This is a genomic window from Vibrio nigripulchritudo (assembly GCF_027924785.1).
Taxonomy (GTDB): Bacteria; Pseudomonadota; Gammaproteobacteria; order Enterobacterales; family Vibrionaceae; genus Vibrio; species Vibrio nigripulchritudo.
This window is the reverse complement of sequence record NZ_AP027049.1, coordinates 2,481,076-2,506,259: the sequence shown is the minus strand read 5'-3', so window position 1 is coordinate 2,506,259 and position 25,184 is coordinate 2,481,076. Positions and strand designations below refer to the sequence as shown.

At 45.1% G+C, this 25,184-nt stretch carries 22 protein-coding genes; 11 read left to right on the top strand and 11 right to left on the bottom strand.

Annotated elements, in window-relative coordinates; genetic code table 11:
- Nucleotides 1–570: a PilZ domain-containing protein gene (locus tag QMG91_RS11445; RefSeq protein ID WP_004400627.1), complete on the bottom strand. Its 570-nt coding sequence runs from the start codon at nucleotides 568–570 to the stop codon at nucleotides 1–3.
- 178 nt (nucleotides 571–748) lie between these two features.
- Here QMG91_RS11445 and lolC point away from each other — a divergent pair, with 178 nt between their 5' ends.
- Genes lolC through lolE form a run of 3 tightly spaced genes read left to right on the top strand, consistent with a single transcriptional unit; the run spans nucleotide 749 to nucleotide 3,901 of the window.
- Nucleotides 749–1,957: a lipoprotein-releasing ABC transporter permease subunit LolC gene (lolC, locus tag QMG91_RS11440; protein ID WP_281826575.1), complete on the top strand. Its 1,209-nt coding sequence runs from the start codon at nucleotides 749–751 to the stop codon at nucleotides 1,955–1,957.
- A complete protein-coding gene (gene lolD / locus QMG91_RS11435; RefSeq protein ID WP_281826574.1) occupies nucleotides 1,950–2,648 on the top strand; it encodes a lipoprotein-releasing ABC transporter ATP-binding protein LolD in 699 nt (232 codons plus the stop codon). Before lolC ends, lolD begins: the two co-directional genes overlap by 8 nt.
- Nucleotides 2,649–2,659: 11 nt before the next feature.
- Nucleotides 2,660–3,901 (top strand): lipoprotein-releasing ABC transporter permease subunit LolE, encoded by a 1,242-nt coding sequence (gene lolE, locus QMG91_RS11430; RefSeq protein WP_281826572.1) that lies wholly within the window; start codon nucleotides 2,660–2,662, stop codon nucleotides 3,899–3,901.
- Nucleotides 3,902–4,046: 145 nt separating this feature from the next.
- On the opposite strand, the gene QMG91_RS11425 is transcribed toward lolE, so the two are convergent.
- A complete protein-coding gene (locus QMG91_RS11425) occupies nucleotides 4,047–4,571 on the bottom strand; it encodes a DUF2062 domain-containing protein (RefSeq protein WP_004400631.1) in 525 nt (174 codons plus the stop codon).
- Between the two features lie 5 nt (nucleotides 4,572–4,576).
- On the opposite strand from QMG91_RS11425, the gene QMG91_RS11420 reads away from it, so the two are divergent.
- Genes QMG91_RS11420 through kdsB form a run of 5 tightly spaced genes read left to right on the top strand, consistent with a single transcriptional unit; the run spans nucleotide 4,577 to nucleotide 10,536 of the window.
- Nucleotides 4,577–6,835 (top strand): DNA internalization-related competence protein ComEC/Rec2, encoded by a 2,259-nt coding sequence (locus QMG91_RS11420; RefSeq protein ID WP_281826570.1) that lies wholly within the window; start codon nucleotides 4,577–4,579, stop codon nucleotides 6,833–6,835.
- 28 nt (nucleotides 6,836–6,863) lie between these two features.
- Nucleotides 6,864–8,618, top strand: coding sequence for a lipid A ABC transporter ATP-binding protein/permease MsbA (msbA, locus tag QMG91_RS11415; RefSeq protein ID WP_281826568.1), 1,755 nt, complete (start codon nucleotides 6,864–6,866; stop codon nucleotides 8,616–8,618).
- Complete coding sequence (gene lpxK, locus QMG91_RS11410; RefSeq protein WP_281826566.1) at nucleotides 8,619–9,626, top strand: tetraacyldisaccharide 4'-kinase; 1,008 nt, start codon at nucleotides 8,619–8,621, stop codon at nucleotides 9,624–9,626.
- The gene (locus QMG91_RS11405; RefSeq protein WP_004402555.1) at nucleotides 9,607–9,786 is read left to right on the top strand and encodes a Trm112 family protein; all 180 of its coding nucleotides are present in this window, start codon (nucleotides 9,607–9,609) and stop codon (nucleotides 9,784–9,786) included. Before lpxK ends, QMG91_RS11405 begins: the two co-directional genes overlap by 20 nt.
- Nucleotides 9,787–10,536: a 3-deoxy-manno-octulosonate cytidylyltransferase gene (gene kdsB / locus QMG91_RS11400; protein ID WP_022589474.1), complete on the top strand. Its 750-nt coding sequence runs from the start codon at nucleotides 9,787–9,789 to the stop codon at nucleotides 10,534–10,536.
- A 64-nt stretch (nucleotides 10,537–10,600) separates the two neighbouring features.
- Here the strand turns inward: kdsB and QMG91_RS11395 are convergent, their stop codons facing one another.
- Together QMG91_RS11395 and QMG91_RS11390 are read right to left on the bottom strand one after the other, a co-directional pair.
- Entirely contained in the window at nucleotides 10,601–11,374 is a 774-nt protein-coding gene (locus tag QMG91_RS11395; RefSeq protein ID WP_281826562.1) for a ChbG/HpnK family deacetylase, read from the bottom strand.
- Nucleotides 11,371–12,399 (bottom strand): glycosyltransferase family 2 protein, encoded by a 1,029-nt coding sequence (locus QMG91_RS11390; RefSeq protein WP_281826560.1) that lies wholly within the window; start codon nucleotides 12,397–12,399, stop codon nucleotides 11,371–11,373. The genes QMG91_RS11395 and QMG91_RS11390 overlap by 4 nt, the downstream gene beginning before the upstream one ends.
- A gap of 389 nt (nucleotides 12,400–12,788) precedes the next feature.
- Here QMG91_RS11390 and QMG91_RS11385 point away from each other — a divergent pair, with 389 nt between their 5' ends.
- Nucleotides 12,789–13,076 carry a hypothetical protein gene (locus QMG91_RS11385; protein ID WP_022550221.1) on the top strand — a complete coding sequence of 96 codons (288 nt, stop codon included), beginning with the start codon at nucleotides 12,789–12,791 and terminating at the stop codon, nucleotides 13,074–13,076.
- Between the two features lie 21 nt (nucleotides 13,077–13,097).
- Nucleotides 13,098–14,507: a hypothetical protein gene (locus QMG91_RS11380; protein ID WP_281826557.1), complete on the top strand. Its 1,410-nt coding sequence runs from the start codon at nucleotides 13,098–13,100 to the stop codon at nucleotides 14,505–14,507.
- Between the two features lie 127 nt (nucleotides 14,508–14,634).
- On the opposite strand, the gene QMG91_RS11375 is transcribed toward QMG91_RS11380, so the two are convergent.
- The 7 genes from QMG91_RS11375 to QMG91_RS11345 form a co-directional block, all read right to left on the bottom strand.
- Nucleotides 14,635–16,179, bottom strand: a complete 1,545-nt coding sequence (locus tag QMG91_RS11375; protein WP_281826555.1) for a SpoVR family protein — start codon at nucleotides 16,177–16,179, stop codon at nucleotides 14,635–14,637.
- 11 nt (nucleotides 16,180–16,190) lie between these two features.
- Nucleotides 16,191–17,462: a YeaH/YhbH family protein gene (locus QMG91_RS11370; protein ID WP_281826553.1), complete on the bottom strand. Its 1,272-nt coding sequence runs from the start codon at nucleotides 17,460–17,462 to the stop codon at nucleotides 16,191–16,193.
- A 91-nt stretch (nucleotides 17,463–17,553) separates the two neighbouring features.
- The gene (locus QMG91_RS11365) at nucleotides 17,554–19,488 is read right to left on the bottom strand and encodes a PrkA family serine protein kinase (RefSeq protein WP_281826551.1); all 1,935 of its coding nucleotides are present in this window, start codon (nucleotides 19,486–19,488) and stop codon (nucleotides 17,554–17,556) included.
- Between the two features lie 292 nt (nucleotides 19,489–19,780).
- Nucleotides 19,781–20,281, bottom strand: a complete 501-nt coding sequence (locus QMG91_RS11360) for a YfbU family protein (RefSeq protein ID WP_004402575.1) — start codon at nucleotides 20,279–20,281, stop codon at nucleotides 19,781–19,783.
- 162 nt (nucleotides 20,282–20,443) lie between these two features.
- A complete protein-coding gene (locus tag QMG91_RS11355) occupies nucleotides 20,444–21,103 on the bottom strand; it encodes an energy-coupling factor ABC transporter permease (protein ID WP_022594364.1) in 660 nt (219 codons plus the stop codon).
- A gap of 56 nt (nucleotides 21,104–21,159) precedes the next feature.
- A complete protein-coding gene (gene pflA, locus QMG91_RS11350; RefSeq protein ID WP_004402578.1) occupies nucleotides 21,160–21,900 on the bottom strand; it encodes a pyruvate formate lyase 1-activating protein in 741 nt (246 codons plus the stop codon).
- Nucleotides 21,901–22,071: 171 nt separating this feature from the next.
- A complete protein-coding gene (locus QMG91_RS11345) occupies nucleotides 22,072–23,022 on the bottom strand; it encodes a lipid A deacylase LpxR family protein (protein WP_022594363.1) in 951 nt (316 codons plus the stop codon).
- A 224-nt stretch (nucleotides 23,023–23,246) separates the two neighbouring features.
- Between QMG91_RS11345 and QMG91_RS11340 the strand changes: the two genes are divergently transcribed.
- The gene (locus QMG91_RS11340) at nucleotides 23,247–25,127 is read left to right on the top strand and encodes a methyl-accepting chemotaxis protein (RefSeq protein WP_281826546.1); all 1,881 of its coding nucleotides are present in this window, start codon (nucleotides 23,247–23,249) and stop codon (nucleotides 25,125–25,127) included.
- Nucleotides 25,128–25,184 lie beyond the last annotated feature (57 nt).

Here is a 25,184-nt window from a genome sequence, read left to right as displayed (position 1 = left end):
TTATTTACGATCGCGTTCCAATGAACGTTGTCTTAGTAATTTTTGTTGTTGGTGAAGCGCGGCTTTGATCAGCAAATCCTGATCTTCTTCGCGCAATAGAGTAAATGATATCGTGATTTTATAGGATTGGTCATCCCCTTCACACTCAGAAACTTTGCCGTAACAGTAAATGGCTGCGGCTGGAAATTCGAGAAAGATTTTTGTACGAACGGTTTGACCAATAGCAAGGGCGCTTTTCGCCGTGTAAGTAAACTGGCTGGCACCAAAGGAAGACGTAGTGTTGCTAAAAGCCGGATCATTCTGCTGAGAGAGCATATACGTAAGCAAAAGGTTCAACTTGCTGTTTTGGGTTTCCAGCAACTGGACCACGTGCGAAAGGTCGCTGCTTCTTAATTCCCCAATCGCTTTTTCAGTCACGCTATCCAGAGAACTGAATTCGGTAGCAACTAAAAATGGGGCAGGGATTTCAGTAACAAACTGCTCGTTATCCGGCAGCTCAAAATCGGATTCAAGCGGCTCGATATTAACGGTCAGTCCATGTTGAACGGTAAAATACTCTTGTTGGCTCATACTGCAATTCCCTTCTTTCTATTCTATTGATTATCGTCATGTAAGCGCATGAATCAAGAAATCTGCCGTTATATGTATTTTTTTCGTCATTTTAAGAGCCCAGCCTTAAGTAAAGACTACTAAATCAGTGGCTTTCTCGTTACATTACCGACCAGTGATTTATCAAGGTTCTTTCTATATGTTCCATCCCATATCGGTTTATATCGGATTGCGCTATTTACGCGGAAGGTCAGGAGATCGTTTTAGCCGGTTTGTCTCGTTCATGTCTACGGCGGGCATCACCATTGGTGTGATGGCTATGATAACCGTAACTTCTGTCATGAACGGATTTGAAGGACAACTCAAAGGACGCATCCTTGGGGTGTTGCCTAATGCAGTCGTCAGTGAAGATTCGGGTAAAACCCAACTTAGCGCTGAGCCCCCCGAGTTTCTCTCTCAATACCCTACTTCCACAAAGCCAACCCCGATAGTTCGGTCTGAAGCGGTTATTCAAAGCCCGGTCCGATTAAACGCCGGAATACTACTGGGCATCGACCCTACGCTAAATGATCCAGTGGGTAAACATCTGCTGGGTGGGAGCCTTCAAGCTTTGGAGGCAGGAAAGTACAGGGTCGTTCTGGGTCATACACTCGCCAGACAGCTTAAAGCGCGAGTGGGTGACAAAGTACGGATTATGGTAACTGGCGCGAGTCGATTCACGCCATTAGGTCGCATACCAAGCCAGCGTAACTTTACCGTTGCAGGTGTGTTTAACACTGGTTCTGATATCGATTCACAGCTAATGGTGACCAATATACAAGATGCTTCAAGGTTACTTAGATACCCGAAAGGGACGGTATCCGGCTGGCGTTTGACGTTTGATGACCCGTTTGTTGTGTCAGAAATGGCAACAAAGTCGCTTCCTGAAAACTGGAAATGGAGCGACTGGCGCGAACAGCGAGGTGAGTTGTTTCAGGCAGTCAAAATGGAAAAAAACATGATGGGTCTTATGCTTGGGCTTATCGTTGGCGTCGCCGCGTTTAATATTATTTCGGCGCTGATAATGGTGGTCATGGAGAAACAGGCTGAAGTCGCTATCTTGAAAACTCAGGGGCTAACCAATTCTCAGGTTATGACGGTATTTGTGGTTCAGGGAGCAAGTAGCGGAGTGATTGGCTCGATTGTGGGTGGTCTGGTGGGCGTGTTGCTGGCTTCCAACATCAACAGCCTGCTGCAACTTTTCAACCTGAACTTGTTTGCAGTAGGAGGGAAGTTGCCTGTGCTTATTGACCCTACGCAAGTATTCATCATTATTTCTCTGGCGGTTGCTTTAAGTATCTTAGCAACGCTTTATCCATCCTACCGGGCTTCGTCCGTAAAACCAGCTGAGGCGCTTCGATATGAGTGATTTATTACTTTGTGATTCTGTTTGTAAAACCTATCGCGAAGGCAATTTTGAAACCGAAGTGTTAAAAGGTGTGAGTTTTTCCCTGAAGGCAGGAGAACTGGTTTCCATTGTTGGTTCTTCCGGCTCAGGAAAGAGCACGCTCTTGCATGTATTGGGTGCTCTCGATGAGCCGACGCAGGGGAAGGTTTCCTTTCAGTCAAAGGAATTGGCGGCACTGAATAGCAGTCAGCAAGCCAAGCTGCGAAATCAGGAAATAGGGTTTGTTTATCAGTTTCATCACCTACTGGCGGACTTTACCGCATTAGAAAACGTTGCAATGCCGTTGATGATTGGTGGTCAAAGCCCTGCAAAAGCCAAGAGTGCTGCAAAAACATTACTTGCCAAGGTTGGGTTAGAGCATCGGCTTGAACACCGACCAGCGGAGTTGTCTGGCGGTGAAAGACAGAGAGTGGCGATTGCGCGCGCGTTGGTGAATGAGCCTTCCCTAGTGTTAGCTGATGAGCCTACGGGGAATCTGGACCACACCTCTGCTTTGGCGATTTACGACTTGATGCGAGAGCTGAATAAGGAGTCTGGTACGGCATTTTTGGTGGTGACTCACGACAACGAACTGGCAGATAAGATGGATCGCAAACTCCATATGCAAGATGGTCTGTTGGTGGATGAACATGAAGTGCGTTCAGGGAGATAGGGCAGAGAATCATGTTTTCACTTTCCTTACTATTAGGTAGCCGATTCAGCCGCGCAAAAAAACGAAACAAGCTGGTGTCCTTTATTTCTCTCTCTTCAACCATAGGCATTGCGGTCGGCGTGGCTGTAGTCTTGATTGGGCTTTCAGCGATGAATGGCTTTGAGCGAGAACTAGAAAATCGTGTGCTTTCAGTCATTGCCCATGGTGAATTTGAAGGTGCAAGAGGACCAATCAAAAATTGGGAGCGAGTAGTAACCGACGCTGAGAAAAGCGACAAAGTGATTGCTGCAGCACCATACGTGAAATTGACGGGGCTGGCTGAAAAAGGCGCCATTCTGAAAGCGGTTGAAATTCGAGGCGTTGATACTGAGCTTGAAAAACGCGTGTCTAATCTGGTCGAATTTATCGACCAGGATGCTTGGGAAGAGTTTCAACCTGGGAATAACCAGGTCATCCTCGGAAAAGGCATTGCCGACCACTTGGGCGCGAAAGTAGGAGAGAGCATTACTCTGCTTATTCCTCAGGCAAACAATTCGCTGAAAGTACGTGCGCCCAAAAGAGTCCGATTGAATGTGGTTGGCTTCCTTAGCCTTGGCGGTCAAATTGATCATGGTTTGGTGCTTTTGCCACTAGCTGATGCTCAAACCTACGCCAACATAGGTGAAAGTGTCACGGGTGTTTCCATCAAGACCACAAACGTGTTTGAAGCTCAGTCCATTGTCCGAGAGGTAGGGGATACGTTGTCCGTGTCTGTATTCCTAAGAAGCTGGCAGCATAAATTCGGATTTCTGTATCGAGATATTCAGTTGGTTCGCACCATTATGTACCTTGTTATGGTGCTGGTAATAGGTGTGGCCTGCTTTAACATTGTGTCGACTTTGATGATGGCGGTAAAAGACAGGTTGTCGGAAATCGCTATTCTAAAAACCATGGGAGCGAGCGACGGTCTGATTCGCCGTACGTTCATATGGCAAGGCGTCTTTTCTGGTGTCACCGGAAGTTTGGCAGGAAGCATGCTTGGGTTGTTTGTAGCGAGTAATCTGACGACTCTGATAAAAGGTCTGGAATCGCTTGTAGGTCATCAATTCTTGTCTGGCGACATTTACTTTATTGATTTCTTGCCATCCGAAATTATTTGGCAAGACGTTGTCATTGTGTCCGGTACAGCCGTATTCTTGAGCTTACTCGCGACTTTGTACCCAGCATCACGAGCCAGCAAGATCCACCCAGCAAGTGTATTAAGTGGTAAGTAACTTCTTTTCTAATAAACTGCTTTAAACGTAAAAGACCCCATGATTGGGGTCTTTTTGATCAATATGAGAAACAGCTCAGTTACATTGTGATTCCATATCACTCGTAAGCTATCGGTTCGCTCATTTTCATTCCATTTGAATTCTCTTATCTTCTCAAACGAAGGCGAAGCCCACGTTTTTGCCAGCTTCTGACCACGGAATAGCGCCATAAACCGCGAATGCCGAAATAACCGAGCATGGCACTTGCCACGCCACAGATGGCACAGCCTAGCAGAAACGGGGGACCAATGGTCGACATCTGCTCCACTATAAAGTCCCAGGACAGCTCGAAGTGGAATTTCTGAGGTGGCGTAGACATTACCAGTGCCCCGACCTTATATGCAAAGTAGAACAACACGGGCATGGTAATAGGGTTGCTCACCCAAACCAGAGCAACAGAAAGAGGAAGATTGACCCCACACGCAATGGCTAAACCCGCAGCCATGATCATCTGGCTGGGAAGAGGAACAAAAGCCATGAATAAGCCAACGGCAAATGCGCCAGCAGCAGAGCGTCGGTTGAGACACCATAAGTTAGGGTTATAAAGGACGTTGCCAAATATTTTAAGTGCTTTTTGACGCTTGATTAAATCGTGATCGGGTAAGAAGCGTCGGATCATTTTTTTTGGCATAGGATATGAAGACTCACTTTTCTAACTGGACATTAATTTCATTCACGGCAGCAGTGGCTTCGTCTGCACTTTGGACGACCATGCCGGGTGCTTTCTGGCTTGTTCCCGCAATTATCCTATGCTTGCTTATCTGGAACAGGTCAGGTACTGCTTGCCTCAAAGGCGTATTGCTAGGATTGATAATTGTGGTTGTCCATTCCACCCTCTATCAATCACAGCAACGTGTGCTTTTTTCTGAGGGTCAGAATAGTACCATAACTGGCCGAATTGACAGCCTTTTTAAACAAATTAGCCATGGTTATGTAGCGACTTTTGTCGTCCATCAAATTAACGACCGGGAAATTCCCTATTTTCTTCAGCCTAAAGTGCGAATTGTGTGGTCTCAGACAGAAAATCGACCGGAAATTAATGATGAGCTGACCCTCGAAGTTGTTATTAAACCTGTCTATGGTCGTCTCAATGAGGCGGGGTTTGATCAGGAAAAACAGTTTGTTAGTGAAGGCTGGCACGGTAAGGCTGTTATCAATGCGGTTGTCATGCACCGAAAAATATCAAGTTTGCGGCAGCATCTGTTTGACCACAGCTTAATGTACACCTCTGGACTGGAATCACAGCGGTTTCTTATTGCATTAAGTTTTGGTGAACGTAGTTTTCTGAAGGCTTCAGATTGGGTCAATTTGCAACGCAGCGGCTTGCTTCATTTGATGGCTATTTCAGGGCTTCATATTGGTTTGGTCTTCGGTTTCGGCTGGGTTGTCGGTCGTTGCATCTCCATCTTTATTCCAGGACGTTCGAAAGCCTGGAGCCCTATCTGTATGGCGCTGCTTCTTGCTGTGGGATATGCGGCACTCGCTGGCTTTTCACTTCCAACTCAACGAGCGCTTTTGGCTTGTCTGAGCGTTTCTCTGATACAAGCATTAGGCGTGCATTTTGGACGCTGGAAGATTCTGCTCATAGTGTGCAGTGTGATACTCGCGCTAGATCCATTTTCGGTGCTGACCGCCAGTTTCTGGTTATCCTTTGCTGCTGTGGTCGTGATCTTTTTGTTTCTGGGGCTACAGAAACGCCGAGCTTACTCTTGGGTTCAAAAACTGCGGCTGCTTATCGGAATGCAGATTTGGTTGTTGGTGACGCTCATTCCCATATCTATGCTGTTCTTTTCCGGATTCAGTTATTTGTCGCCACTCTACAACTTGGTATTTGTGCCTCTGGTTGGTTTTGTCACACTGCCTTTAATTTCTATTGCGCTTGCTTTTACGCCAATAAGCGAGCATTTTGCTTCTCTATTTTGGGGGTTAGCTGATAAATCTCTCGCTCCTATTCTTTGGGTTTTGGATATAGGCTCGGCGGGTTGGATAAGTGTTTCCCCAATGTATGCGGCGATAATCGTTGTTGGTCTGGTTCTAGCATTCATAAGTTATCTACTCAGAAGCTTAAATCCTATGTTGTTATTGCCTGTCGCATTACTCTGGTTATTCCCCAGCAAACCAGAGCCCAATTGGCAATTAGACGTATTGGATGTGGGGCATGGTCTAGCGATTTTGATTGAGAAAAACAACAAAGCTGTACTCTATGACACGGGTGTCGGTTGGCAAGGCGGCAGTTATGCGCAAAGTGTGGTGTATCCGATTCTTGTTAATCGTGGAATATCCAAACTGGATGGGCTGATTCTCAGTCATCTGGACTCTGATCATGCTGGTGGCAGGAAGTTCGTTGAAACTCACCTGCATCCCGTATGGTCGCGTTCAAGCCAAAGCCTGCCTAACTATCAACCATGCATTATAGGGGAGAACTGGAACTGGCAGGGTTTGAAATTTGAAGCACTTTGGCCACCCGAAATAGTGAATCGGGCATACAATCCCCATTCCTGTGTAATCAGAGTGAGTGATGGAAGCCATTCTGTTCTTTTGACCGGAGACATTGATGCCATTAGTGAATATTTGCTGGCGAATGAAGGGGCAAAGCTTAAGTCGGACGTCATAATTGTTCCTCATCATGGTTCCTCTACTTCATCCAAATCGAAGTTTGTCCAATACGTCAGCCCAGACCTCGCTATTGCTTCTCTTGCCAAAGGAAATCGCTGGAATCTTCCTGCGCTTACGGTCCTGAACGCTTATAACGAGGTTGGAGCAAAGTGGTTGGATACGGGAGAGCAAGGGCAAATATCTATCCTGTTTGATGAAAACCACTGGTATGTACAATCAGTTAGGCAAGAACAATCCGCTCGCTGGTATAGGCAGATCGTAAGGAAAGGAGTAGAATGAGCGGAATCTTTTGAAAAACAATTTTCTTATGTCGCAAGAATCCGATCAATCGACCTTTCAGACGTTTAAGCGCCTTTGGCCTTACATTTCAAACTACAAAATTGGCCTAGTCATAGCGGCGATAGCACTGGTTGTTAACGCCCTAAGTGACACTTATATGATTTCTCTGCTTAAACCTTTGCTAGACGAAGGCTTTGGCAGCGCAGATTCTGACTTTCTGAAAACAATGCCAATCATCATCCTTGTCTTGATGCTGGTGCGTGGTGGTAGCGGGTTTCTGTCTGCTTATTTTATGAGTTGGGTATCCAACCACGTTGTGATGAAGCTACGTCGGGAAATTTTTAATCACTTTATGAAGATGCCCGTTTCATTCTTCGATAAAGAGTCGACAGGGCGCCTGCTTTCCCGAATTACTTACGATACAGAACAAGTCGCTGGTGCAACCAGCCAGGCTTTGGTGAATATTGTCCGTGAAACCGCAAGCTTACTGGGCTTTATTGGTCTTATGATTTACACAAGCTGGCAGCTTTCTCTTGTGGTTCTGGTGGTGGGACCTGTTGTTGCTGTTGCCATCAGTACTGTTTCTCGCAGGCTGAGAAAAATCTCCAAAAACATGCAAACAGAGATGGGTAACCTGACCACGTCTTCCGAGCAAATGCTCAATGGTCACAAAGTAGTGCTCAGTTGTGGTGGCCAGGAAGTTGAAGAGCAGCGCTTTAATCACGTCAGCAATGCTATGCGTCAGCAAAACATGAAGATGGTCGTGGTGCAGCAGATATCAAGCCCAGTGGTTCAGATGATTGGATCATCCGCTCTCGTGACCGTTCTCTTCTTGGCTTCCATGGATTCAATTCGCGCTGAGCTGACGGCAGGTGCTTTTACTGTGGTTTTCTCTTCTCTGTTAAGCATGCTTCGACCGCTTCGTGGTTTAACCGCGGTGATGTCCGATTTCCAACGTGGTATGGCGGCGTCTCAAACCTTGTTTAGTCTGCTAGATATGCCGACAGAAACGGATTTAGGCAAGGTAAAGAAAGACGCAGTCAAAGGCGATATCGAAGTAAGCAATGTCACCTTTACCTACCCGACAAAAGAAACACCAGCCCTCAAAAATGTGAGTTTTTCAATTCCACAGGGAAAAACGGTTGCATTGGTTGGTCGCTCTGGTTCGGGCAAAAGTACCATCGCTAGCCTGTTTACTCGCTTTTACGAACTCGATGAAGGTACGATTTCCCTTGATGGCGTTGATGTAAGAGATTTTGAACTAGAGAACCTTCGCCAGCACTTTGGCTTGGTTTCTCAGCATGTCCATCTGTTCAACGATACCGTCGCCAACAACATTGCGTACGCCGCAGAAGAGCAATACTCCCGAGAGCAGATCGTTGAAGCCGCAAAACTGGCTTATGCTCATGATTTTATCGAGAAGCTCGATAATGGCTACGACACAGTAATAGGTGAAAACGGTGTGAACTTGTCTGGCGGACAGCGCCAACGCCTTGCCATCGCACGTGCTTTACTACGTAACGCGCCTGTGTTGATATTGGATGAAGCGACATCTGCGCTGGATACCGAATCGGAAAGAGCGATTCAGTCTGCGCTGGATGAACTTCAAAAGGACAAAACGGTTCTGGTGATCGCTCACAGGCTGTCTACGATTGAAAATGCAGATGAAATTCTGGTGGTTGATAGCGGTGAAGTGATCGAACGCGGTAGCCATGAATCATTAATTGAACTGGGTGGATCTTATGCTCAGCTCTATTCTATTCAGTTTGATGAGTCGCATTAAATGGTAGAAAAAATCTGGTTCGAGAATCACTGGTTGGGTGTTGTGTTGTGGCCGATTCTTTGGCCGCTATCCTGTTTGTACCAGAAGATCAGTGAAAGCAGAAAACGAGATTTTGAGGCTGGCGCGAAACCGAGATATCGCGCTCCGGTTCCGGTTGTGGTGGTTGGAAATATTACAGCGGGCGGAAACGGAAAAACGCCGATGGTGGTTTGGCTGGTTGAACAGCTACAACAAATGGGGCTAAACCCAGGGGTTGTTTCTCGTGGTTATGGAGCCAAAGCGCCTAAATACCCTTATCTAGTTTCAGAAAACTCCAACCCTGAACATTGTGGTGATGAGCCTTTGTTGATTCACAGACGGACTCATGCGCCTGTTGCCGTAGACCCGGTTCGTAGCAACGCGGTAAAAGCTCTGGTTGAGCAAGGTGTCGATGTTGTTGTGACCGACGATGGGTTGCAGCACTACGCTTTAGAGCGTGATATTGAAATCGCAGTGGTCGATGGTAAGAGAAGAATGGGCAACGAAAAGCTGATTCCGATGGGACCGCTGCGCGAACCGGTATCAAGATTGGAAAGTGTCGATTTCATCGTAACCAATGGTGGCGAACCCAAATCACAGGAAATCGCCATGACATTAGAGCCTGCTCTCGCCAAGAACCTGGTTACTGGTGAAACCCTCAATGTCTTGGATTTAGAGAGCGTGGTGGCAATGGCTGGAATCGGTCATCCCCCTCGTTTTTTCAACACACTCAAACGTTTAGGCGTGTCGCTAAAAGCTGAACACGGTTTTGCTGACCACCAAAAAATGACAGAAGGGCAGATCACTGAGATTGAAATGCCAAGCACTCCTATTATTATGACTGAAAAGGATGCGGTGAAATGTCTGTCATTTGCGAAGGACAATTGGTGGTATTTGCCTGTGTCTGCAGAGCTTGCAGACCAAAATGCAGAAAGAATATTACAGAGAATCAAAGAGGTAATGAAAGATTATGGATCATCGACTGCTTGAGATCGTTGCGTGCCCGGTTTGTAAAGGCAAATTGACCTACGATAAAGACAGACAAGAGCTTATTAGCAAGGTTGCTCGCCTCGCGTACCCAATTAAAGATGGTATTCCCGTTCTTTTAGCATCAGAAGCTCGTAGTATTTCCATGGACGAGGGAAAATAAATGGCATTTACTGTCGTCATTCCAGCTCGCTATCAGTCGACCAGACTTCCGGGTAAACCACTGGCAGATATTGCCGGGAAACCTATGATTGAATGGGTGTATCAGCAAGCCATTCAGGCTGGAGCTGATCAGGTTATTATCGCCACTGATGATGAACGGGTGAAAAGTGCGGCTGAACGCTTTGGTGCGCAGGTTTGCATGACTTCAGACAAGCATGAATCAGGGACGGAAAGACTGGCAGAAGTGGTTGAAAAAATGCAGATACCTGCCGATCATGTGGTCGTGAATGTTCAGGGTGACGAGCCTTTAATTCCGCCATCTATCATCACTCAAGTGGCAGAAAACCTGAAAATGAGTGATGCGCCAATGGCAACGCTTTCTGTAGAGATCGAAGACGAAAGTGAGGTATTCAACCCTAATGCGGTTAAAGTTGTTACCGATCAAAACGGTTATGCACTTTACTTCAGCCGAGCCTCTATTCCATGGGACAGAGACGACTTCTCTAAAGAATCGCCAAGCATTCGACAGCCATTGCAGCGTCACATCGGCATTTACGCTTACCGCGCAGGCTTTATCAAAACCTATGTGGAATGGGAGCCAAGTGCCCTTGAAAGAATCGAATGCCTAGAGCAACTCAGAGTGCTTTGGTATGGTGAGAAGATTCATGTGGCGGTGGCAAAAGAAACCCCGGCAGCAGGCGTTGATACTCCGGAAGATTTAGAAGTAGTCAGAAAGCTTCTGGCTCAATAGAAAGCGCAACTGATAGCAAAAGAGCAGCGAATTCGCTGCTCTTTTTTGTAGAAACTGATCACCCTTATTGCCTAGGTGATTTAGCTAATGAAATCTGGTTGGCTTGGAGATATTCCTGATATCGCTCACTCATTAGGTAGTCGTACTCATTGACTCTTGCCAGCCCATGCTCCACTGTCGCTCCTTGGGTCGCAGGGTGACACATAATAAGCCCATTATCGGATATCTTGTCTAGCCAGCCCTCCATCATGCCAGCAAAATCGGCTTTCTCACTGATGGAATACAAGCCCGCAAAATCCGAGTTTAATGCCGCTTTAGTTTCGGATTGAATCGTACTTTTAAATCCAGCATTCATTCCTTTAATCACCACTGCTTTCAATGCTGAGTCGTGACCGCTTAGAGGGACACAAGGATTTCGGACCCAAGGCATGTCCTGGTCGTATCTCTGGCTTAGTTCTTTGGCAACGACGTCACGAACAACAGGAAAAGCGTGAACGTGCTGATGACCATCCAGATAGTCTGGACGGCGATTCATTTCATCCTCGAATCGATCCAGCTGTTTTTTTAGCGTACTGGTAAGCTGTTCCGCGTTAAGTGTCCGAGTAACAGCTCCAAACATTAATTTGCCAAGGCTGGCAAATTCGCCTAAGTCAAAATGAAGACCATAAGCGGCTTGTCCTTCTAAAGGTTTTAGCTGTGTAGCAGATTGCGACCAGTCAGGCATCAATGTCATGCAACTGGTGGCGGAAATACATGAGTTTTCAATCAACTCAAGAATGGCAGCGTCGACTTCTTCCGACATGCCATAGTCATCTGCACAGACAATTACTTGCTTCATGCTCTCTCGTCTTCACTGCCTGATTCGCGTTTGTCTTCGCTCTTCTGGTACTCTTCAATGATGTACAACGGACGCCTTTTTACTTCAGAAAACACACGAGCAAGATAATCTCCCATGATTCCGATGGAAAGCAACTGAATACCTCCTAGGAAAAAGATGGAAACAATCAGTGATGGCCAACCTGGAACATCAGTACCAAAAAAGAGGGTACGAAGCAGAACTAACATACCGTAGCCAAAAGACATGGCTGAAATAATAGCTCCTACGACCATCCATATTTTGAGTGGGATGCTGCTGAACGAGGTGAGTCCGGTTATCGCCAGAGAAGTCAGGTCGCGAAATCTAAATGTACTGGCACCACTCAAACGTTCTACAACTTCAAATGAAACCGCTTTGCTTTTAAATCCAACCCACGCGTAAAGACCTTTCATCATCCGCGTACGTTCAGGAAGCGAAATCAGTGCATCTACAACGTTGCGACCAAGTAGTCTGAAGTCTCCGGCGTCAGGGTGAATTTCTACATCGGAAATGCGTTTTAGCAGCCCGTAATACACTTTCGTGAAGGCTCGTTTGGCAAAGGATTCGTCGTCTCGGTTAGCACGAACCCCGTAAACCATATCGTAGCCGTCGCGCCAATGCTTGATGAAATCACCAATGACTGGGAGAGGGTGCTGACCGTCCGAATCCATAATGATGACCACATCGCCGCGAGCATTGTCTAAACCTGCACTTAGCGCAATTTCTTTACCGAAGTTTCTAGAAAACTTCACGATAGAAATGGGGTAGCTTTGAGAGAGCTCTTGAGCTACGGCTACAGTGTTATCTTGGCTGCCATCATCAACAATAAGAATCTCCACCTCATTACAAAACTGTTTGAGGTAGTTGTAGGTTTCTGGAATTACCTGTGGAAGATTCTCAGCTTCGTTATAGGCAGGCAACAAACAAGTGATCATATTTGGCAGATCACGAAGGTTTTTGCTCTCAGTAAGAGGGGCGTTTGGAGCGCTCATATTTTTATCACCCATGTAGACTTCACCTTCACTTAAACCATGAAGGACAATAACGCGACATTATATACAGGTTTGACCTTAGTATTAAATAAAGGACCTGTGATATTTAGATTTGCTTCCAATGCACGTCTATCCTCTAAATCTTCTGATTTTAACTTAAAGCTCATTCAGGGTAGTGCTTAACATCAGGAATGTGCCGTTCAGATATTTCCTACATGCCTTCACCCCTTTAAATTCGACCGCTCTGAATGTAAGTGCTGATCTGTTTAGTAGCATAGATGTCTTCGCAGTAAGCAATCGATTAGATTGAGTTTAAAGCTTGATGTTACTAATGGTTTATTCCAGTTCACCTTGCTTTTTATTTTCTTATTAAGCTCATTGTTTAGTGTGTACGAGGAGAGAGCATGAAACGAAGTCTAGTTACGATTGTACCAATACTTTCTGTATTTCTTTTAGCTGGTTGTTTTAGCTCTAAAGAAAACAGTGCTGGTAAAACAACACCGGCAAAACCTTCCAGTTCCATAGCGCCAAAAAATCAAGGACTTTCTCAGCAGTTAAGCAAATTGAAGTCAAATGGTAAGGCTTTAAGTACAGACGCTATTGAATCAGTAATGAATTTGCCTGTTGGAAAAACAAGTCTATCTATTTCTGTTCCAAGTAAATTCAGTTCTGTTAAGAAATCCAAAAAATAACAACGTATAAGGAATATCGATATGACAATGAAAAAGAATTTACTGGTCGCTGCACTTGCAGCATGCGGTGTGAACGCTGCTCATGCAAATGGCACAGACTTATATGTTGGCGCTTATCAGGTTAGCACCGCAATGGAAGAAAGCATTGATGAGATGCTTACAGCGAAACTAAAAGCATCTTTCTTCTCTTCAGCTGCGCTTTACATGGATGTTCTAAATGTAGATAAACATTCTGCGAGCCCGGGTGAACTTAAATCTCAGCTAGAAAAAGCCTACAAAGACCCGAAATACACAGATGAGCAACGTCAGGAACTGGCTGATGCCTCAAATGAAGTCGGTATGGTCATTGATTACTTGAAAAGTAATGGAAACACTAAAGGTATCGAGTCTCAGAAAATGACATTCTGTAGCGCCGATGATGTTGATGCTACAAACTGGCCTGGCATTGATGATGTAAAAAACCAGTTTGGCACCCAAAATGGTATTACAAATGTATTGGTATCTACCATCTACATGCCAGATGAAAATGATAACTGTGCTCCAACATCAGATTGGGCTTCGAAGTTACGCAAAGGTGCGACAAAGACAGATTTCCAGAGTATTCCATTTGAGTTGATTGCATACTCTGACAATGTTGGGAACACGGGTGGTGAGTTAGTCTACATTCTTGAAAATGACATCGAAGAAGAAGTGGGCTTTGAAGAAAGGTTCGAATCCTTCACTTTTTACCAGTCTTCATCGGATGATACGCCAAGTGAAGGAGTTTTCAGGCGCTACCGTGCAACCGTGCCGACTGCGCTAACTAAGAATGCATATTACTACTCCAGCAATATTTCCTGTCAGGAGTGTAATGGTGCAAACGAGAAGTTTAAAGTGGAATCTCGCTATGAATCGGATTATGCAGGAAGAGGAAGTCGCGATGGGGTTATTGACAACGCATTTGTCGCTGCAACCGCTACTGAAGACTCAGCTGGAAACCTGATTCCGGGCTTTATTGATGAATCCTTAAGTGATGCATATCTGGTTGATGCTACATTAAACTTCTCAAGCGCTGGTAACTCTACTCTGAGAGTGGTGGTAGATAAGTTTGACCTTGAAAAGGAGCTGGTTGTTGGACGCTACGATTCTCAACTTTCAGCACCTCATTTGGCAACTTCGGACAGCCTGAAATTTTTGAACTTGGTAGGGCAGTTTGGCATTAAAGAAGACATGGAAGAACAAGGAGTTGATGTGAATTCGGTAAGCCTTGCGGTGAAAGGAGCAATATCACCAAATCAGTTTACCATTACTGATGGTAAGACAGATTTTCAATACACTGCTACTGATGCAGATGAATTGGAAGCGCTAAAGAACATTATAGCTCTTACTCCAAGTAGCATCAGTCACAACGAAAGATCTGTTGATGTCACTATTTGGAATGGCGTTAAATAAGTTCTGATTGCTTAGTCTTAAAATAGGTTTACACTTTTTTGAAGCCAGCTTTGTTAAGCTGGCTTTTCTTCTTCTGGCACAAAAAAGCCCACAGACTTCGTGGGCAAATAGGAGGACGATTTAAGGTTTAAATCTCAGAGTTGTACTCTTCTCTTTCTGGGCATGTACCTAGAATTTCTTTTCGACCAGATTCGTTTCTTTGCTCAAGAATCACATCAAAACCCCATAGGCGGTAAAGATGTTTGAGAACTTCCGGGTAGCTCTTGCCCAATGGAATTCGATCGTGTGGAACATATTGAAGAACCAGTGAGCGATCGCCGCGCACGTCCACATTCCAGACCTGAATATTCGGTTCTAGGTTACTTAGGTTGTATTGTGCTGCCAGTTTTTCCCGGATTTGGCGATAGCCAACTTCATCATGTATTGCACTGACTTCGATGTGGTTTTTACGATCATCGTCATTGATGGCAAACAACTTAAAGTCACGCATGACTTTGGGAGACAAATACTGGCTAATAAAGCTTTCGTCTTTAAAGTTCTCCATGGCAAAGTGCGCTGTTTCTAACCAGTCGCCACCAGCAATATCCGGGAACCACTCTTTGTCTTCATCGGTTGGATCTTCACACATTCTGCGAATGTCCTGGAACATTGCAAAGCCCAAGGCATAGGGGTTGATGCCACTAAAGTACGGGCTGTTGTATGGAGGCTGCGCGACGACATTTGTGTGGCTGTGAAGAAATTCCAGCATAAACTTCTCAGACACTAAGCCTTCATCGTACATGTGATTCAAGATGGTGTAGTGCCAGAAGGTAGCCCAGCCTTCATTCATAACCTGAGTTTGTTTCTGAGGGTAGAAATACTGGCTGACCTTTCTTACTATCCGTACGATTTCGCGCTGCCAAGGCTCTAATAAAGGCGCATGTTTTTCAATGAAGTAAAGGATGTTTTCCTGAGGCTCACTCGGAAAACGAATCTTCTGAGACGCTTCTTTTTCTTCACTTTTTGGAACGGTTTTCCAAAGCTCATTTACCTGAGACTGTAAATACGCTTCGCGAGCTTCTTGCCTCGCCTTTTCTTCGACAATGGAGATTTTCTCCGGGCGTTTGTATCGATCTACACCAAAGTTCATTAGTGCGTGACAAGAGTCGAGAAGCTGTTCGACCTCTTCTACACCGTGCTTTTCCTCGCACTCGGTAATGTAGTTTCTTGCGAAGAGCAGGTAGTCGACGATTGAGCTTGCGTCTGTCCAGGTTTGGAAAAGGTAATTACCTTTGAAGAAAGAGTTGTGACCGTAGCAGGCATGAGCCATAACCAGTGCTTGCATGGTTACCGTGTTTTCTTCCATAAGGTAAGCAATACAGGGGTCTGAGTTGATCACTATTTCATACGCCAAGCCCATCTGACCGTGCTTGTAGTTTTGTTCGGTTTGTATGAACTTTTTACCGAATGACCAGTGATGATAGTTGATGGGCATGCCGATACTTGAATAAGCATCCATCATTTGCTCTGCTGTGATCACTTCGATTTGGTTAGGGTAAGTGTCCAGTCGATAGTGTTCAGCAACACGTTTAATTTCAGTGTGATAGCGCTCCAGAAGTTCAAACGTCCAGTCCGGACCATCTGGCAAGCACTTGCTGTTGGTAGCTTTTTTCTTAGCTGTTTTAGTAGCCATAGCGCGCCTCCCTAAGCTGTTTCTTTCTGAAACAGTTCCCTGAATACTGGGAAAATATCATCCACAGTACGAATATTTTTCATGGCAAAGTTGTCGAAAGCTTCTTCCAGTTTCTGATATTCATGCCACAAGGTTTGGTGGGTTCTTCTTGTAATTTCTATATAGGAGTAGTACTGGCAGTCGGGCAATATGTTGTTGACCAACAGTTCCTTACATCGTGGGGAGTCATCTGCCCAGTTATCGCCATCCGATGCCTGCGCGGCGTAAATGTTCCACTCGTTGGTCGGATACCTGTCTTTCACTATCTCATCCATTAGCTTCAGTGCACTGGACACAATGGTGCCACCCGTTTCCTGCGAGTAGAAAAACTCGTGCTCGTCCACTTCTTTTGCCTGAGTGTGATGGCGGATGAAGACCACTTCCACATTCTCGTAGGTGCGAGTCAGGAACAGATAAAGCAGGACATAAAAACGTTTTGCGATGTCTTTGGTCGCCTGATCCATAGAGCCGGACACATCCATTAAGCAAAACATGACTGCCTGGCTGGATGGGATAGGGCGCTTTTCATAATTTTTAAAGCGAAGATCGAACGTATCGATAAACGGAACACTGCTGATTTTTTGACGAAGTCCTTCAATTTCCTGTTGAAGACGCTTTTCTTCCAAAGGCTGAGCAGGTTCGTTGTTTTCTATACGCTCAAGCTCTTCTTCCAACTCATTAAGCAAACGCTTCTTGCCTGCCGTCATTGCCGTTCTGCGAGCCAGCGATTGCTGGAGAGAGCGCACAACACTGATGTTGGCAGGAATACCGGCTGTCTGGAAACCAGCTCTGTGGGTTTTCCATTCCGTAATTTTGTTGATTTGATTTTTTTGCAGGTTGGGTAGTTCTAAATCTTCAAACAGAATGTCGAGATATTCATCTTTGGAGATCTGGAACACAAAATCGTCCTGACCTTCGCCGTCTGCACTTGCGTCACCTTCACCAGAGCCTCCGCCTTGACCGCCACCTTTTGGACGTTCAATTTTGTCACCGGTAATGAACTGGTCATTGCCTGGGTGAACACGCTCTCTCACTCCTCCTTGTCCCTGATGAAAAATAGGCTCTTTGATGTCTTTGTGCGGAATCGAGATGTCCTCACCAGTTTCGGTATTGGTGATTGAACGGCGATTCACGGCATCGGCTACCGATTCCTTTATTTGCTCTTTATGGCGACGCAAAAAGCGCTGTCTGTTGACCGTGCTTTTGTTCTTGCCATTGAGCCTTCTGTCGATAAATTGCGCCATACGTTAATCCCTCTGAAACGTCAAAGTGTCGAACTGTGTGCCATGAGTGACTGGCAATGCATGCCAGTCCCCATTTTTCAGACACTTAGTATTAAGAGGACTTACGAACTCGTAGGTACCACTCTGACAGCAGTCTGACTTGTTTCTTGGTGTAGCCTTTCTCCATCATACGAGCGACAAAGTCGTCGTGTTTTTTCTGATCGTCGGTTGAGGTTTTCGCATTAAAGGAAATAACAGGAAGTAACTCTTCTGTGTTCGAGAACATTTTCTTCTCGATAACGGTTCTGAGTTTTTCGTAGCTGGTCCAAACTGGGTTCTGACCTTTGTTGTTGGCACGAGCGCGCAATACAAAGTTCACAATCTCGTTTCGGAAGTCTTTCGGATTACTGATACCAGCTGTTTTCTCGATTTTTTCCAGTTCGTTGTTCAGAGCCGCGCGGTCAAACAGTTGCCCTGTTTCTGGGTCGCGATATTCCTGATCCTGAATCCAGAAATCAGCGTAGGTCACGTAGCGGTCGAAAATGTTCTGACCGTACTCAGAGTAGGATTCGAGGTAAGCGGTCTGGATCTCTTTACCGATAAACTCGACGTATTTAGGTACTAAGTAGCCCTTCAAGAATTCAAGGTAGCGCTCGGCAGTATCTTGTGGGAACTGCTCGCGCTCTACCTGTTGCTCAATCACATAGAACAGATGAACTGGGTTTGCTGCCACTTCAGACTGATCGAAGTTAAACACACGAGAGAGAATCTTGAACGCAAAGCGGGTTGAGAGACCTGACATGCCTTCATCGACGCCTGCAAAATCGCGGTACTCTTGGTAGCTTTTCGCTTTTGGATCGGTATCTTTGAGCGTTTCACCGTCGTAAACGCGCATCTTAGAGAATATGGAGGAGTTTTCAGGATCTTTCAGGCGAGACAAGATACTGAACTGCGACAGAATGTCCAAGGTGCTGGGTGAACACGGAGCTTTGGACAGCTCACTGTGGTCAAGCAGTTTCTGGTAGATTTTGACTTCTTCCGACACGCGCAAGCAGTAAGGGACTTTAACAATGTACACACGGTCTAAGAACGCTTCATTGTTCTTGTTATTTCTGAAGGTTTGCCACTCAGACTCATTCGAGTGTGCCAGAATCATGCCGTCAAATGGTAAAGCAGACAGACCTTCGGTACCGTTGTAGTTGCCTTCTTGAGTTGCCGTTAGTAGCGGGTGCAACACCTTGATTGGTGCTTTGAACATCTCCACGAATTCCATCAGACCTTGGTTAGCTCGACACAATGCACCGGAGTAACTGTATGCATCTGGATCGTCCTGAGAGAAATGCTCAAGTTGGCGGATGTCCACTTTACCAACAAGGGAAGAGATGTCTTGGTTGTTTTCGTCGCCTGGCTCGGTTTTAGCGATCGCAGTTTGCGCCAGAATGGATGGTCTGACTTTCACCACCTTGAATTTTGAAATGTCGCCGCCGAATTCCGTCAGGCGTTTTGCCGCCCAAGGTGACATGATGGAGCGTAGGTAGCGCTTCTCGATGCCGTATTCGCTTTGCAGCAAATCACCGTCTTCGTTCACGTCAAATAAACAGAACGGGTGATCGTTAACAGGGCTGCGCTCCCCGTTTGCAGAAAGCACATAGATTGGCATTTTTTCCATCAGCGCTTTCAGTTTCTCGGCCAACGATGACTTACCGCCACCTACCGGACCCAGAAGGTATAAAATCTGTTTGCGTTCTTCCAGACCCTGAGCGGCGTGTTTTAGGTAAGACACGATTTGCTCAATGGCGTCTTCCATGCCATAAAAGTCTTCGAATGTTTTGTATCGGGAAATCACTCTATTGGAGAAAATACGACTCAGTCTCGGGTCGAGTGCGGTGTCGATAACCTCAGGTTCTCCGATCGCTAACAAGAGGCGCTCAGCAGCGTTGGCATAAGCGCTTTTGTCGTCACGACATAACGATAAAAAGTCCTGCAGTGATAGTTCTTCATCCTTGGCTGCTTCATAGCGAGCCTGGTAGTGGTCAAAAATGCTCATAGCGAATACCCCTCTAAACCTGTCAAATCGACTAATTAACAGCGAAAATGTCACGTCCTTCACTGATTAAGGTTAGACCCAGATTTTGAATTCTGCTTATTAATTCGATATTTATTTCGATTTTTTACTAAAAAAATATGAGCTCGGTAAGGGTTTGTATTGGTGGGATTTATGTGTTTCAAACGCTGTGAAGCGTTGTCCTGCCTAACGTGGCAAAAGAAAAGCACCACATGAACGTGGTGCTTTAAAAATATTTTCAAATAATGTGAAAGACTTACATTAATTTTATGCGCTAAGCATTAAAGATTTGTGCAAATTCAGCAGCAGACAAGTGATACTGTCTTGGACATGCTTTCCAAGTCTTCAACATTCGCCGATATTTTTCTAGCATCGGCATTTGAGCATTGAAGTGGTGGTCAGCCTTATCAAACTGGGTGTACAAGCCTTCGGAATCAACCAAAAAGCGAACGTAATTCACCAGTTGCGCTTCGGATGCAATGTCAAATCCAAGGAAGTTCAAACGGCGCTGGTCCACTTGCTCTCGATCTAAGTCGGCAAGCATCTTATTGGACTCCTGCATCGCGTGATACATTTCCATGATTTCCAGAACTTCACGGCACTGAGTTTCGTCCAGGCAGCCGTACTCTTTGTTCAGTTCCTGCATTTGCAATTCATAACCGCGTTCCACGATGGTTTGTAAACGCTGATACTTCGCTGAATTGTCAGGGTCCATTTGTGACATCAGGTAATACTGGTTCGACAGGATCAGGCGTTGAGCGTTAGTCATTTCCATAGCATGGTCTCTCAAAATTTATTACTTAATCTGCGAACCAGAGTAACAGTAAGTATCCGACCAGAAACATGATCTCAACACATGTTTAATAAGGTTTGTTGAGAGTTTGAACGATTTTTTCGTGCTTCTATGAATAGTTTTCAGGACTTGCCGGAATAGTTTTTAAGACTTATTGGAATAGAGGTAGTGACGGTCAGAAAAAACTCGTAACCACTCGGGTTTGTAAACGCAAAGAATGGCCAGTGTCATGCCATTTAACAGCCCTTCGGGAAAAGCCATCAATGGAATGAGAACAAAGAAATTATCCACTACGGTAGTGAGATCGTAAGTGCCTTGCCAAAGGTAATAAGTGCCTCTGACCAATAAGTGAACACTGCCCGTAAACATGGCATTGAAGAAGCCAGCGACAAAAATAAAAACAAATACATTTTTAGGAAGGTAATGATAGCTAAGAGAAAAAATGCCATAGCTGACCAACACTGGGATTAGACCTGATATTAAAACCTGCACAGAAAAGTCGGCGATTAACCAGCCATCCCAAATGGCTATCAAAGCAAAAATAGGGATTAGCAAAACGCACGCAATTCGCCAGCCAAACATCATGGTGAAAGCCGTTAAGCCAAGGAAATGAATATCTAATCCGCTTTTCACTCCGGCTTTAGTTTGCCAAAGGAAAAACAGAATTGCGCAACAAATAATGGTGAGGTTCTGGAAACTGCGTTCCTGTACGAACTTGGGGATGAACACGCCTTTCACGTCATGCCAGCACCGATAACATGTGAAGACTAACGCTAAAAAACAAAGAAATTGAAAAACCGACATCCTGTCCTTCCCAACAAAGAAAAAGCCAGCATGGAGAATGCTGGCTTAGTGTCTAACTAGTATTTCACATTATCGGTATATTGCTCAAGAATACCTTTGATGGAGTCCATGACTTCTTTCGAAGGAGGTTCTACACCTTCTAACGGGTAGTCATGACCCAACGCTTCCCACTTATGAGCGCCTAGTTTGTGGTAGGGAAGTAACTCAACCTTTTCAATATTGTCCATATCCTTGATGAAGTCACCGAGCATATGTGCTGCTTCTTCATCATCTGTGTAGCCGGGAACAACAACATAACGGATCCAGGTGGTTTGCCCAATCTTGTGTAGATAGCGAGCAAAATCCAGTGTTCTTCGATTGGAGACACCAATAAAATCCTGATGGATTTCATCCTTCATGTGTTTGAGATCCAGCATCACCAGATCAGAGGCTTCCAGAACCTCATCAACCACATCGGTGTGTTTTCTTATATAGCCATTGGTATCGAGGCAGGTGTGCATGCCTTCTTCTTTGGCTGCTCTGAAGAAATCTCGAACAAACTCTGGTTGCAACATGGCTTCACCGCCAGAGCAGGTAACACCACCACCAGAAGCACGCATAAAGTGTTTGTAGGACTTTGCCTCATTGATGATTTCTTCGACGCTAACTTCCTTGCCGTCATGGGTATCCCATGTGTCCCGGTTGTGACAATACTTACATCGCATCAGGCATCCCTGAAGGAAAACGATGAAGCGGATTCCAGGACCATCCACAGTGCCACAAGATTCGAATGAATGAATACGACCAGTAGTAGACATGAGCTCATCTCTTAGGATTTGTTTATTGTCATTTTATTACAAAATGCACGCTTACCCTAGGAAAAACTGAGGTTATTTTTCACCAAGAGAGGAAATAATTTCGAATTTCCATTTTGACTTAGTGAATGATTCTTATTTGAAATGAACTGAGTAATAACTGTTTATAAAACATCAAAATAGCCAGAAAAGCGAAAGCGAGCCAGTACCGTGGAAATCAAACTGATCTTCTTTGAAATCGGGACTCTTGAGCGAAAAAGTCAGCGATGCACCAACGTCTTTATAATGAGCTAATCCCCCTAAAATCGCTGTAGACTGAAAGTGAGTTACAGAAACAGGATATTTCTCATCTGGTCTTTGACCTGTAATCGTAATGTCATTGTGTCGGTACCTTGCTTCTAATCCAGAAAACAAAAACCACCCAGAACGTCCATCATCCAGCCTCAGCCGGTGAGCGGGGTTGTCGTATTTTATTGCAATGGAGCCAAAGGAATTGCCCAGCGCATCACCCCAGCGAAAGAGCACGCCACTGCCTAATTCCGAGCGGAAGTTTCCCAGTTCCAGGCGATTCGTCCAGGATATTTCTGTTTCTCCAATAAGCCCTGAGCTGCGGCTAAGAAGTTTTTGATGTGAATAGCCCAATTGGTAAACAAAAGATTCTTCGATCTGATGTTCCCATCCTCGCGGTTTAGGGGAGCCGATAATGTCATGGACAAAAGTTTGGGTACTGTCTGCCTGAGCATTACGTCCCATCACTCCCATGAGAACATGAATATTTTGGTAGGTATTGCTGTCTCCTGATGCCAGATGTGAGTCCAGGTAGCTCAAACCGGCATAAGGGCGTTCATTTGGTTTTTGGGTGGTGGATTCAATATCGTCAGGTGTCCAGAGCTTTTGCCCGAAATCGATACCAAAGTAGAGACGGTCGCTACTTTTACCAAACCAACTTAGATAGCTGGGTTCGCTTTCTAATTCAGTGGAAAATCCGAGGGTAATGCCGCTGCTGTAATCCCTGTCGCTGGTTACCATGGAGTCGTTATCCATGGTCAGAGACCAAAGCGTTTTGGCGTGAGAAAAAAGAGGCGCAAGTGCCAAGGAAACAAAGAGAAGTGACGCAGTTTTCATAGCAATTCTATTCCTTAGCTATCGAGCTCATAATAGCAATGTGAACTGATTTCATTTTTTATGCAATTCAGCCAGTAACAGTTTTGAACATCCTCACGTAAAAGGAAGTGTTAAAAATTAATTGATGGAAATGTCAATTGTCAAATGTTAGAAAAATGTAAATACAACCAAAGTGCTTGGCTTTTGTTGTGTTCTAAGTTTTTTTATCCGAAAAGGAGGGAGTGATGAAAAGCTTTGCGCTCTCACAAAAGCAAAAGGTATGGATATATCTGGCGGCTTTGATGGCAGGTTTCGTCGGGTTGTCTTTGTTTATTTCAGTCAAAATTGGAGCGGTTACTGGACAATATAAAAAACAAAGTGACATTCAAGAAGGAGTCTCTCAAATTAGCGAAACTCAGATTGGACTTCTGGAACTGGCGGCTAGGCTAAATAACTTAACAGTTGACCAAGTGCCTGAAATTAAAGCTTTGCTAAGCACTATTTCTGAAAAAGCGGAAGCAAAGAAATACATTCTTTCAGACGTTGGGCTAAATCAGGGAGCCGTGGAGTTTGTGGAATCGGTGTCCGCTTACAAAGCAGCCATGTCTCCGTGGTTGTCCATTCGTGAAGAGATGGGATTTAACGTTGATGATGGCAAGTTGGGACAACTTAAACAACTCGCCAACACCATTGAAGCAAAAATTGCAGAAACAGGCATGGTGAGCATCAATTCAGACTTTCAAAATATGGTCAAAACGCAGCAAACGTACTTACTTCAACCTAACGAGGAGAATTTGAAGTTTTTTAACCGTGCGTTAGCGATGTTTATCAATATGTCTAACTCGTATGCCATGCTCGACCTCTATGAGAAGGAAGTCGAATTGTTTAAGGAGCATTCTGCTCGGGTGAGTGAGTTGTCGGTCGAACTGAAAACAGTTGAAGAAAATTTATTCATACGTCAACAAGATGTTCAGAAAACGGTCTCTAACCTAGCAAAAGAGATGAATATCATCAGCGCCCAGTTTGGTGAAGCGGCACAGCAAACTTCCTCAACCGTTCAATTTTCAACGCTGATTGCCTGCCTGATTCTAGCCTTGTTTACGCTGTTCATTTTTGTTTCTCAAAACCTCTCTATTTCTCGCTCTCTAAAGAAAGTAACAGAAATGCTGGAGCGAATTTCTTCAGGTGATCTTTCAAAGAGAATGCCTGTCTCTTCAAACAAAAATGATGAATTTAACCGTCTGGCTATTAACATCAATCTGGCTTGTCAGCATCTTGGTGAGTTGGTCAAAGGAGTGCAACAAAGCAGTACAGCACTCTCGTCTAATGCAACGGAATTGAATTCCGGTCTAGATGATTTGGTTGCAAGTCAGCACGACGTTGTTGTACAGACGCAAGTGCTTGCTTCGGCAACCGAAGAAGTGAATGCGACGACCCAGGATGTTTCAGGTAGTCTGGAACTTGTGGTTAAGGTGAGCGAAGAATCCAGTAAATCTGCACAAAAAGGCGCAATGGTGATCACTGGCGCCATTGATTCAATAGAGGATATTGGGGAAATTCTTGGCAACGCGGCAAGCCATATCAAGTTACTGGAAGACGCGTCATCAAAAGTCGATTCTGTTATGGAAATCATCAATGGTATTGCAGAACAAACTAACTTATTGGCGTTGAATGCCGCGATTGAAGCTGCCAGAGCAGGGGAGCAAGGGCGTGGTTTTGCTGTGGTTGCCGATGAAGTTCGAAGCCTGGCCGTAAGAACCGTAGATGCGGTGGCAGAAATTTCCGGAACCATCGAGACAATGAAAAAAGAGAGCGCCGAGGTGATTCAGTATATCGGGCAGTCAGAAGTTTCTATGCGAAAAGGACGTGAAAAAGGGCACGAAGCCATGGAAGCATTACGTTTGATCACCGAGCAGGTTAGTGAAGCAAGTGAACAGACGGAAGGTATTTTCCAGGCAATTCGGGAGCTGGCTGCTACAAGCCAGTCTATGGCAGACAGCATGTCGCAGATTTCCGGTTCAATGAGTACTATTGAGGACAACAACACTCAATTGCGCCATACCAGTGGTCGGGTAGATGAACGTTCTGGCATTTTGATGCAGGAGTGCAACCAGTTTTCAGTGTAGCCATATATAATTGCAGAAAAACAAAAAGCCCCGCATTCGCGGGGCTTTGTCATTGGT

What these genes read in the sequence shown, in the direction of transcription:
- QMG91_RS11420 (WP_281826570.1), top strand. Translation starts at nt 4,577, where the DNA reads ATGAAGACTCACTTTTCTAACTGGACATTAATTTCATTCACGGCAGCA.
- QMG91_RS11390 (WP_281826560.1), bottom strand. Translation starts at nt 12,399, where the DNA reads ATGGGTGATAAAAATATGAGCGCTCCAAACGCCCCTCTTACTGAGAGC.
- lolC (WP_281826575.1), top strand. Translation starts at nt 749, where the DNA reads ATGTTCCATCCCATATCGGTTTATATCGGATTGCGCTATTTACGCGGA.
- QMG91_RS11395 (WP_281826562.1), bottom strand. Translation starts at nt 11,374, where the DNA reads ATGAAGCAAGTAATTGTCTGTGCAGATGACTATGGCATGTCGGAAGAA.
- QMG91_RS11425 (WP_004400631.1), bottom strand. Translation starts at nt 4,571, where the DNA reads ATGCCAAAAAAAATGATCCGACGCTTCTTACCCGATCACGATTTAATC.
- QMG91_RS11345 (WP_022594363.1), bottom strand. Translation starts at nt 23,022, where the DNA reads ATGAAAACTGCGTCACTTCTCTTTGTTTCCTTGGCACTTGCGCCTCTT.
- lolE (WP_281826572.1), top strand. Translation starts at nt 2,660, where the DNA reads ATGTTTTCACTTTCCTTACTATTAGGTAGCCGATTCAGCCGCGCAAAA.
- QMG91_RS11370 (WP_281826553.1), bottom strand. Translation starts at nt 17,462, where the DNA reads ATGGCGCAATTTATCGACAGAAGGCTCAATGGCAAGAACAAAAGCACG.
- QMG91_RS11355 (WP_022594364.1), bottom strand. Translation starts at nt 21,103, where the DNA reads ATGTCGGTTTTTCAATTTCTTTGTTTTTTAGCGTTAGTCTTCACATGT.
- pflA (WP_004402578.1), bottom strand. Translation starts at nt 21,900, where the DNA reads ATGTCTACTACTGGTCGTATTCATTCATTCGAATCTTGTGGCACTGTG.
- msbA (WP_281826568.1), top strand. Translation starts at nt 6,864, where the DNA reads ATGTCGCAAGAATCCGATCAATCGACCTTTCAGACGTTTAAGCGCCTT.
- QMG91_RS11375 (WP_281826555.1), bottom strand. Translation starts at nt 16,179, where the DNA reads ATGGCTACTAAAACAGCTAAGAAAAAAGCTACCAACAGCAAGTGCTTG.
- QMG91_RS11445 (WP_004400627.1), bottom strand. Translation starts at nt 570, where the DNA reads ATGAGCCAACAAGAGTATTTTACCGTTCAACATGGACTGACCGTTAAT.
- lolD (WP_281826574.1), top strand. Translation starts at nt 1,950, where the DNA reads ATGAGTGATTTATTACTTTGTGATTCTGTTTGTAAAACCTATCGCGAA.
- QMG91_RS11385 (WP_022550221.1), top strand. Translation starts at nt 12,789, where the DNA reads ATGAAACGAAGTCTAGTTACGATTGTACCAATACTTTCTGTATTTCTT.
- QMG91_RS11340 (WP_281826546.1), top strand. Translation starts at nt 23,247, where the DNA reads ATGAAAAGCTTTGCGCTCTCACAAAAGCAAAAGGTATGGATATATCTG.
- QMG91_RS11380 (WP_281826557.1), top strand. Translation starts at nt 13,098, where the DNA reads ATGACAATGAAAAAGAATTTACTGGTCGCTGCACTTGCAGCATGCGGT.
- QMG91_RS11360 (WP_004402575.1), bottom strand. Translation starts at nt 20,281, where the DNA reads ATGGAAATGACTAACGCTCAACGCCTGATCCTGTCGAACCAGTATTAC.
- lpxK (WP_281826566.1), top strand. Translation starts at nt 8,619, where the DNA reads ATGGTAGAAAAAATCTGGTTCGAGAATCACTGGTTGGGTGTTGTGTTG.
- QMG91_RS11405 (WP_004402555.1), top strand. Translation starts at nt 9,607, where the DNA reads ATGGATCATCGACTGCTTGAGATCGTTGCGTGCCCGGTTTGTAAAGGC.
- kdsB (WP_022589474.1), top strand. Translation starts at nt 9,787, where the DNA reads ATGGCATTTACTGTCGTCATTCCAGCTCGCTATCAGTCGACCAGACTT.
- QMG91_RS11365 (WP_281826551.1), bottom strand. Translation starts at nt 19,488, where the DNA reads ATGAGCATTTTTGACCACTACCAGGCTCGCTATGAAGCAGCCAAGGAT.